Origin of the sequence: Nocardioides dubius, from assembly GCF_039528155.1 — a bacterium.
Classification (GTDB): domain Bacteria; phylum Actinomycetota; class Actinomycetes; order Propionibacteriales; family Nocardioidaceae; genus Nocardioides; species Nocardioides dubius.
In genome coordinates this window covers 247,712-256,188 of record NZ_BAAALG010000001.1, presented here as the reverse complement: position 1 = coordinate 256,188, position 8,477 = coordinate 247,712, and the positions used below count along the sequence as shown (strand labels likewise).

Annotated in this window: 10 protein-coding genes; 7 read left to right on the top strand and 3 right to left on the bottom strand. The window is 71.5% G+C overall.

What is annotated here, in order from left to right; translation table 11 throughout:
- Positions 1–284: hypothetical protein (locus tag ABD151_RS01165; RefSeq protein WP_343990459.1), on the top strand; the 284-nt coding region annotated here is incomplete at its 5' end.
- 213 nt (positions 285–497) lie between these two features.
- Here the strand turns inward: ABD151_RS01165 and arfB are convergent.
- Positions 498–941 (bottom strand): alternative ribosome rescue aminoacyl-tRNA hydrolase ArfB, encoded by a 444-nt coding sequence (gene arfB / locus ABD151_RS01160; protein WP_343990456.1) that lies wholly within the window; start codon positions 939–941, stop codon positions 498–500.
- A 103-nt stretch (positions 942–1,044) separates the two neighbouring features.
- Here arfB and ABD151_RS01155 point away from each other — a divergent pair, with 103 nt between their 5' ends.
- A complete protein-coding gene (locus ABD151_RS01155) occupies positions 1,045–1,941 on the top strand; it encodes an SDR family NAD(P)-dependent oxidoreductase (RefSeq protein WP_343990453.1) in 897 nt (298 codons plus the stop codon).
- On the opposite strand, the gene ABD151_RS01150 is transcribed toward ABD151_RS01155, so the two are convergent.
- The gene (locus ABD151_RS01150) at positions 1,916–2,389 is read right to left on the bottom strand and encodes a hypothetical protein (RefSeq protein ID WP_343990450.1); all 474 of its coding nucleotides are present in this window, start codon (positions 2,387–2,389) and stop codon (positions 1,916–1,918) included. The genes ABD151_RS01155 and ABD151_RS01150 overlap by 26 nt on opposite strands.
- 44 nt (positions 2,390–2,433) lie before the next feature.
- Positions 2,434–3,345: a non-homologous end joining protein Ku gene (gene ku / locus ABD151_RS01145; protein WP_343990447.1), complete on the bottom strand. Its 912-nt coding sequence runs from the start codon at positions 3,343–3,345 to the stop codon at positions 2,434–2,436.
- Positions 3,346–3,362: 17 nt separating this feature from the next.
- Between ku and ligD (ABD151_RS01140) the strand changes: the two genes are divergently transcribed.
- From ligD (ABD151_RS01140) to ABD151_RS01120, 5 genes are all read left to right on the top strand, one after another.
- Positions 3,363–4,310: a non-homologous end-joining DNA ligase gene (gene ligD / locus ABD151_RS01140; protein ID WP_343990444.1), complete on the top strand. Its 948-nt coding sequence runs from the start codon at positions 3,363–3,365 to the stop codon at positions 4,308–4,310.
- The gene (ligD, locus tag ABD151_RS01135) at positions 4,307–5,203 is read left to right on the top strand and encodes a non-homologous end-joining DNA ligase (protein ID WP_343990442.1); all 897 of its coding nucleotides are present in this window, start codon (positions 4,307–4,309) and stop codon (positions 5,201–5,203) included. The genes ligD (ABD151_RS01140) and ligD (ABD151_RS01135) overlap by 4 nt, the downstream gene beginning before the upstream one ends.
- Positions 5,204–5,359: 156 nt before the next feature.
- Positions 5,360–6,559: an efflux RND transporter periplasmic adaptor subunit gene (locus ABD151_RS01130; protein WP_343990439.1), complete on the top strand. Its 1,200-nt coding sequence runs from the start codon at positions 5,360–5,362 to the stop codon at positions 6,557–6,559.
- On the top strand, positions 6,556–7,245 hold the full coding sequence (locus ABD151_RS01125) for an ABC transporter ATP-binding protein (RefSeq protein ID WP_343990436.1): 690 nt from the start codon (positions 6,556–6,558) through the stop codon (positions 7,243–7,245). Before ABD151_RS01130 ends, ABD151_RS01125 begins: the two co-directional genes overlap by 4 nt.
- A complete protein-coding gene (locus ABD151_RS01120; RefSeq protein ID WP_343990433.1) occupies positions 7,242–8,465 on the top strand; it encodes an ABC transporter permease in 1,224 nt (407 codons plus the stop codon). Before ABD151_RS01125 ends, ABD151_RS01120 begins: the two co-directional genes overlap by 4 nt.
- The last annotated feature ends 12 nt before the right edge of the window (positions 8,466–8,477 follow it).

Here is an 8,477-nt window from a genome sequence, read left to right as displayed (position 1 = left end):
ACACGAATTCGGATTGGACACTCGCAGTTTCCCTGCGGGGATGGCGTGATCCGTTCGAGGGCGTTGATGTCAGCGATCCGTCATGGGATCTGGGAACGTGGAAGAAGGAGGGGATCGTAGATAGCGATCCTCTGGCAGCGATCGTTGGCGACGCGCTGCAAGGTTTCACGCCCAGGTTGAATGAGGTGGGGGAGTTTGTTGGCCTGGACCTCTCGTTCCGGTTCGTCTCACTCCGCATTGGCTCATGGGGTGGCGATCTCACGGTCGAAGTGGAAGAACAATGAAGCAAAGACGTGACAAGCAGGCGAGGAGTCGTTACAGGGCTCGCCGAGGTCGCGCCCAGGTAACAGGCGTCCTCACCGATGGGCTCACAGGGTCGTATGGCGACCGAGTAACGCCTCGCCTGCCTGCGCCGCAGTTACTGCCGAGCCCGCGCGCACCAGGCCGAGTCGACCACGCGGCCCGCGTGGTCGATCAACAACCACAGCCGGACAGCCTCAACCGTCTCGTCCCGGCCGCTGCCGGTACTTCTTGGTCTCGGCGCGTTGGCTCTTGGCGTCCAGGCGCTTGCGCTGGGAGCCGCGCGTGGGGCGGGTCGGTCGGCGCACCTGCTCGGGGGCGAGCGCCTCGCGTAGCAGCGCCGCCAGGCGCTCGCGCGCTGCGGCCCGGTTGCGCAGCTGGGAGCGGTGCTCGGAGGCACTGATGGTGAGCACGGTGCCGACCAGGCGCCCGGCGAGCCGCTCGATCACCCGCTGTCGCTGCGCCTCGGTGAGCGCGGAGGTCGTCGCCAGGTCGAGGCTGAGCTGGACCCGCGAGTCGGTCGTGTTGACCCCTTGGCCGCCTGGGCCGGAGGCGTGGCTGAAGGTCTCCACGAGGTCCCGGCCCGCGATCACCAGCCCGTTCGGGATGCCTGGGCCGGCCGGCACCCTCACGTCGTCCATGAGCGTGAGTCTGCCGCACCCGGGCCCACCGACCCCACCCCGCTCACCGTCACCGCACCGCAGGTCACCGGCAGCCGTTGACGCCGCTCCTAGAGTCGACCTCATGAGCCTCCTCTTCCAGACCCCGCGCGCCCTGGTCCGGCGCGCCCAGCGCCTGGTGCAGCCGAGCACGCCCAGTCCGTTGGCGGGGCGCACCGTGCTGATCACCGGGGCGTCGTCGGGGATCGGGGAGGCGACCGCCTATGCCGTCGCGCGGCTCGGGGGCCGCATCATCCTGATCGCCCGGCGCGAGGACGAGCTGGCCCGGGTCGCCGGCGCAGTCGCGAGCCTCGGCGCCGAAGTGGCCACCTTCGCCGTCGACCTCACCGACGGCAACGCCGTCGACGCCACGCTCGCGGAGATCACCGCACAGCACGGCACCGTCGACTACCTGGTCAACAACGCCGGCCGCTCGATCCGGCGCTCGCTCGACCTCAGCTACGACCGGATGCACGACTTCGAGCGCACCATGGCGATCAACTACTTCGGCCCGGTCCGCCTCATCCTCGGCGTCCTGCCCGGGATGCGGGCCCAGCGCTTCGGGCATGTGGTCAACGTGGTCACCTGGGGCGTGCAGATGAAGGCCCCCAAGTTCGCCGCCTACATCGCCTCCAAGACCGCCCTCGACACCTTCTCCCGGATCGCCGGGCGGGAGACCTTCGGCGACAACGTCACCTTCACCAACCTGCGCCTGCCGCTGGTCCGCACCGGCATGATCACCGCCACCGAGGCCTACCGCAACGCTCCCGCGATGACCGTCGAGGCGGCGGCCGCCAAGATCGTCCGCGCCCTGGAGGACCGTCCGATCACCAGCTCGGTCCCGGTCGCCGTCGTCGGCGAGATCGCCAACTTCGCGCTGCCACGGCTCAGCGACGCCGTCGCCTGGCTCGGCTCCAGCCGGGTCCCGGACTCGCGGGCCGCCCGGGCCAGCGCGGCTACCGAGCCAGCGTCAGCCCGGTAGGCACCGACCACACCTGCACCTGGATCGGCGCCCAGTAGCACTGGATGTCCTTCGCGGTGCTCACCACGAAGCGCACGGTCTCGCCGTCCACCTGGGCCTCGCCCTGCTTGCCGCAGTTCGCGAAGCCGGCCACCAACAGCGCCTCAGTCTCGGGATCGACGTCCTGCAAGGGCATCGCCGACTCCAGGAACTCCTCGGGCAGCCCACCGACGAACTCGTCGATCTCCGCCGTGCCCTCCACCAGCACCGGCTCGGTGTGCGCCTCCAACCACGCGGCCTGGTCGCGCCACTTGCCCTCGCTCCACTCCACGACCAGCGTCGGCGTGACCAGGGTGGGCGCGGACGTCGTCGGCATCGGGGCATCCGTGCCCCCGCCGTCGTCGTCATCGCCGCACGCCGTCAGGGCGAGCGAGAGCGTGAGCGCGAGCAGTCCCGAGACGATCCTCATGGCGATCAGACGGCTCCCTCCCGCTCGCGGTTCCGCAGCCCGGCTCAGCTGGCCTTCTTCTTCGCCGGAGCCTTCTTGGCAGCGGTCTTCTTGGCCGGTGCCTTCTTCGCCGCCTTCTTGGCGGTCTTCTTCGCCGGCTTCGCCTCGGCGCCGTCCTCGTCGTCGGCGCTCTCGGCAGCCTCGCCGCGCGCCTCCTTGGCGGCAGCCACCGACTTCTGCAGCGCGGCCAACAGGTCGACCACCTCGCCCGCGCTCTTCGTCGCGGTCGGCGTCTGCTTCACCTCGCCACCCTCGATCTTCGCCTTCACCACCGCCTCGACGGCGTCGGCGTAGTCGTCGGTGAACTCGTCGGGGTCGAAGTCGCCGGCCAGGGTCTCGACCAGCATGTTGGCCATCTTCACCTCGGAGGCCTTGACCTCGCCGGTCTCCACGGAGAAGTCCGGCTTGCGGATCTCGTCGGGCCACATCATCGTCTGCAGCACGATGACGTCGTCGCGCACCCGCAGCACCGCCACCGTGGTCCGCTGCCGAAGGGCCACCGTCACCACCGCCATCCGGTCGGCGTCCAGCAACGCCTGGCGCAGCAGGGCGTACGGCTTCGCGCCGGTCTTCTCCGGCTCCAGGTAGTACGACTTCTCGAACAGCATCGGGTCGATCTGGTCGCTGGGCACGAACTTCTCCACCGCGATCTCGCGGCTCGACGTCGACGGCAGCTCGGCCAGGTCGGCGTCGGTGAGGATCACCATCTCGCCGTCCTCGGTCTCGTACCCCTTGGCGATGTCGGCGTAGGCGACCTCCTCGCCGTCGATCGAGCAGACCCGCTGGTACTTGATCCGCCCGCCGTCGGTGGCGTGCACCTGGCGGAACGAGACGTCGTGGCTCTCGGTCGCCGAGTAGAGCTTCACCGGCACCGAGACCAGACCGAACGACACTGCGCCCTTCCAGATAGCTCGCATGGGCCTAGCATGCCTTCATGCGCCCCATGCTCGCCACCCGCGGCCACCACGTGCCGCACGGCGACGACTGGTCGCACGAGGTCAAGTGGGACGGCATGCGGATCATCGCCGAGCTCTCCCGCACCGGCGCGCCGCGGCTCACCTCGCGCAACGAGAACGCGGTCACCGACGCGTTCCCCGAGCTTGGCGACCTGCCGGGGGCCCTGCGACGCCGCGACGTCGTCCTGGACGGCGAGGTGGTCGCCCTCCTCGACGGCCGCCCGGACTTCGGCGCGCTGGCCTCGCGGATCCACGCCCGCGGACGACGCAGCCTGGCGCTGGCCGACGCCACCCCGGTCACCTTCCTGCTCTTCGACCTGCTCCGGCTCGACGGCCGCGACCTGACCGGCGAGCCGCTCAGCGTGCGCCGGGGTCTGCTCGACGAGCTCGCGATCAGCGATGTGCACTGGCAGGTGCCGGGCACCTTCGCCGACGGCGACGCGCTCTGGCACGCCACCGAGCAGCAGGGCCTGGAGGGCATCGTCTCCAAGCGCCTCGACTCCCGCTACCAGCCCGGCGCCCGCAGCCCGCACTGGCTGAAGTTCCCGCACCGTCGTCGCTCTTCCTGGGTGGTCGGCGGATGGCGCACCGAGGTCGGCTCACCCCAGCGGCTCGGCGCGGTGCTGGTGGGGGAGCCCACCGCGCACGGCCTCCGGTACCGCGGCCGGGTCGGCAGCGGCCTGACCGGCAAGGCTGCCAGCGCGCTGCTGGAGGCGTTGACGCCGCTCGCCCGCGGCACTTCGCCGTTCGCCGACGCGGTGCCGAAGGTCGACGCCGCCGGCACGGCGTGGGTCGAGCCGCGGATCGTGGTCGACGTGGAGGCCCTGGGCATCAGCGACGCCGGCCGGTTGCGGCAGCCCTCCTTCCGGGGCGTGCGCGCCGACCTCGATCCCGCGGACCTGTTGGCACAGGGGGAGGAGCCGTGACCGAGATCCGCGCCGAGCTCGAGGGCCGCACCCTCAAGATCACCAACCTGGACAAGGTCCTCTACCCGGTCACCGGCACCACCAAGGCCGAGGTGCTCGACTACTACCTGCGGATCGCGCCGGTCCTGCTCCCGCACCTGGAGGGCCGCGCGGTGACCCGGATCCGCTGGCCGCACGGCGTCGGCGGCGAGTCCTTCTTCGAGAAGAACCGCCCGGCCGGGGCGCCGTCCTGGCTGCACACCGTCAGCGTGCCGACCACCGGCTCGCGGACCGCCGAGGGCAAGGCGGGGGAGCTGCGCTTCCCGATAGTGGACGGTGCACCCGCCCTTGCCTACCTGGTGAATCTGGCCAGCCTGGAGCTGCACGTGCACCAGTGGTGGGTGGACGAGGACGGCGAGGTGCAGCCGCCGGACCGGCTGGTGATCGACCTCGACCCGGGGCCCGACGTCGGCCTGATGCAGTGCGCCGAGGTGGCGCTGCTGGTGCGCGGTGCGCTGGCCGAGCGTGACCTGACCAGCTGGCCGGTGACCAGTGGCAGCAAGGGTCTGCACCTCTACGCGCCGCTGGACGGATCGCTCGACTCCGACGACGCCAGCGACCTGGCCCGCGAGGTCGCCGAGCAGCTGCAGTCCGCACACCCGAAGCTGCTGACCGCCACCATGACCAAGGCCCGCCGGCACGGCAAGGTCTTCCTGGACTGGTCCCAGAACGCCGGCTCGAAGACCACCGTCTCGCCGTACTCGCTGCGCGGCACCGAGCGCCCCCAGGTGGCGACGCCGCGCACCTGGGCCGAGATCGAGGCCGGCGCCGACGACGAGTTCGGGCTGGAGCAGTGCACCTTCACCGAGGTGCTGGCCCGCGTCGAGGAGCACGGCGACCTCTTCCTGAGCTGAGCTGAGCTGAGCCGGCCGGCGCCGCGCCGCGCCGAGCATCGAGCAAGCAGCTGATCTCACAGGCTGCTCACAGGTCGTCCCGACCCGGGGCACAGTCGCGCGCCGTTGACTGCATCGTGCCGCCCACCCTGGGCGGCCACGAGCAGGAGGTAGCAGGTGCAGGCTCTTCTGGGGCGGCTCGCCGCAGTCAGACGCCGTTGGTGGATCATCATCGTGGTCGCGCTTCTCGTCGCCGGGTTCGGCGTCTGGCGGTGGATGCCCGATGACGAGGCGCAGCAGCAGGCGTCCACCGCGACGGCGTCGATGAGCACGATGCGGACCACGGTCGGCGGCGAGGGCACCCTGGTCGCCCGGCGCCAGACGGACGTGGCGTTCTCCTCCTCCGGTGAGGTCACCGCGGTCAAGGTGGAGGCCGGCGACACGGTCCGCAAGGGCCAGGTGCTGGCGCGCATCGACACCGAGGCCCTGGAGGCCGAGCGCAGCGCCGCGATCGCCCGGGTGGAGTCCGCCAGGGCGGCCCTCGTGGAGAGCGTGGCAGCGGGCTCGGACAGCACCCGGATCACGGCCGACCAGGCGTCGCTGAGCGCGGCGCGCACCGCCCTGGAGGCGGCCCGCGACGCGGTCACCGACGCCACCCTGCGGGCGCCGTTCGCCGGAACCGTGCAGAGCGTCGGCGTCGAGGTCGGCGACCAGGTGGGCAGCGGCGGAAGCGGCGCGAGCACCCAGCAGGGGCTCGGCACCTCCGCCGCGGCCTCGACCACGAGCAGCAGCACCAGCAGTGTGATCAGCGTGGTCAGCACCGGTCGCTACGACGTGGAGCTCACCGTCTCGGCCAGCGACGTCGAGCAGTTGGAGGTCGGCCAGCAGAGCGAGATCACCGTCACCGGCGCCAGCGACACCGTCTTCGGCACCGTGAAGTCCGTCGCCAAGATCGCCAGCACCGACAGCAGCGGCGCCGCCGCCTTCCCGGTCGTGGTCCAGGTGACCGGCGCCCCCGAGGGCCTGCACATCGGCGCCAGCGCCCAGGCCACCGTGATCGTCGAGGAGCTCGGCGACGTGCTCACCGTGCCCACCAACGCGATGCGCAGCGACGACGACGGCAGCTACGTGATGCTGGTCGGCGCCGACGGCACCGAGCGGCGCACGGTCACCACCGGCACCGCCTACGGCATGCAGACCGAGATCACCGAGGGCCTCAGCGAGGGCGACACCGTCGAGCTGGCCACCCAGCAGCGCAGCGGTGGCGGCGGGCGCGGCGGCCAGGGCCAGATGCCCGAGGGCTTCAGCCCGCCGGAGGGCTTCGAGCCGCCGGCCGGCTTCACCCCCGGCAGCGGATTCCCCGGTGGTGCCCAGTGAGCGGCCATCCGGTCATCGAGCTCGACGACGTCCGCAAGGTCTACTCCACCGGAGCCGGCGAGGTGGCGGCGGTCGACGGCATCAGCACCCGCGTCGAGCAGGGTGAGTACGTCGCCATCATCGGGCCCAGCGGCTCGGGGAAGTCCAGCCTGATGAACATCCTCGGCTGCCTCGACGTGCCCACCAGCGGCACCTGCCTGATCGACGGCCAGGACGTGACCAGGCTCGACGAGCCGCAGCTCGCGCACCTGCGCAACCGGGTGATCGGCTTCGTCTTCCAGCAGTTCCACCTGCTGCCGGGGATGAGCGCCCTGCGCAACGTCGAGCTTCCCCTGGTCTACGCGGGGGCCTCCGCGGCCGAGCGCCGCGAGCGGGCCGAGCGGGCGTTGGCCCGGGTCGGCCTCAAGGACCGCGGGGGGCACCGGCCCGGCGAGCTCTCCGGCGGCCAGCAGCAGCGGGTCGCGGTGGCCCGGGCACTGGTCACCGACCCGGCCCTGCTGCTCGCCGACGAGCCCACCGGCAACCTGGACTCCACCTCCACCGCCGACGTGCTCGCCCTCTTCCGTGAGCTGCACGCCCAGGGCCGGACGATCGTGCTGATCACCCACGAGCCCGACGTCGCCGCCGAGGCCGACCGGGTGCTCACCATCCGCGACGGCCGGCTCAGCGAGGTGGCTCTGCGATGAGCTGGGCAGAGACCCTGCGGACCGCGCTCGACGCCGTCCGCGCGCACCGGTTGCGCTCCGCGTTGACCATGCTCGGGATCGTGATCGGGATCAGCTCGGTGATCGTCACCGTCGGCCTGGGACAAGGCGCCCAGCAGCAGGTCCGCGACCAGATCGACGCGCTCGGCTCGAACCTGCTGATCGTCTCGCCGGGCAGTAGCACCGACGACTCCGGCACCCGCGGCGGCTTCGGATCGGCGACCACCCTCACCCTGGCGGACGCCGACGCGTTGGCCGACCCCGAGGTGGCCCCGGACATCGCCGCCGTGGCACCGGTCAGCAGCAGCAACGCCTCGCTGACGGCGGGCAGCACCAACTGGAGCACCCGCCTGGTGGGTGCCACTCCCGAGTGGCCCAGCGTGCGGGCCCGGGAGCTGACCGCCGGCCGGTTCTTCACCGCCGAGGAGATGGCCGGCGCCGCCTCGGTGGTGGTGCTGGCCCCCGACACCGCCGCCGAGCTCTTCACCGTCGGCTCGCCGCTGGGCCAGAGCGTCACCGTGGGCGGCCGGAGCCTGACCGTGATCGGCGTGCTGGCCAGCTCCGGGGCGACGGAGGTCTCCGCCAGCGAGGACGACCAGGCATTGGTGCCGATGACCACCGCGCAGCAGATCACCGGTGCGTCGGCCGACTCGGTGAGCACCATCTACGTCGAGGCGCAGTCGGCCGACTGGCTGAGCGCTGCCTTCCAGGAGATCACCAGCACGCTGAGCACCCGCCATGGCATCACCGAGGAGGCCGACTTCACCGTCTCCACCCAGGAGTCCCTGGTGGAGACCGCGAACTCGACCAACAAGACGATGACCGTCCTGCTGGCCGGCGTCGCCGCGATCTCCCTGCTGGTCGGGGGGATCGGCGTCATGAACATCATGCTGGTCTCGGTCTCCGAGCGGATCAAGGAGATCGGACTGCGCAAGGCACTCGGTGCCACACCCGCCGTGATCCGGCGTCAGTTCCTGACCGAGGCGAGCATCCTCGGCCTGGCCGGTGGCGCGTTCGGGGTGCTGATCGGCGCGATCGTGGCCCGGATGCTGCCGGGCCTGATCGACCAGCCGGTCTCGATCTCGCCGACCGCCACCGTGCTCGCCCTCGTCGTCGCCCTCGCCATCGGCGTCGGCTTCGGCGTCCACCCCGCCAGCAGGGCAGCAGCCCTGGCCCCGATCGATGCGCTGCGCAGCGAATGAGCGCCGCGCAGC

What these genes read in the sequence shown, in the direction of transcription:
- arfB (WP_343990456.1), bottom strand. Translation starts at nt 941, where the DNA reads ATGGACGACGTGAGGGTGCCGGCCGGCCCAGGCATCCCGAACGGGCTG.
- ABD151_RS01155 (WP_343990453.1), top strand. Translation starts at nt 1,045, where the DNA reads ATGAGCCTCCTCTTCCAGACCCCGCGCGCCCTGGTCCGGCGCGCCCAG.
- ABD151_RS01150 (WP_343990450.1), bottom strand. Translation starts at nt 2,389, where the DNA reads ATGAGGATCGTCTCGGGACTGCTCGCGCTCACGCTCTCGCTCGCCCTG.
- ku (WP_343990447.1), bottom strand. Translation starts at nt 3,345, where the DNA reads ATGCGAGCTATCTGGAAGGGCGCAGTGTCGTTCGGTCTGGTCTCGGTG.
- ligD (WP_343990444.1), top strand. Translation starts at nt 3,363, where the DNA reads ATGCGCCCCATGCTCGCCACCCGCGGCCACCACGTGCCGCACGGCGAC.
- ABD151_RS01120 (WP_343990433.1), top strand. Translation starts at nt 7,242, where the DNA reads ATGAGCTGGGCAGAGACCCTGCGGACCGCGCTCGACGCCGTCCGCGCG.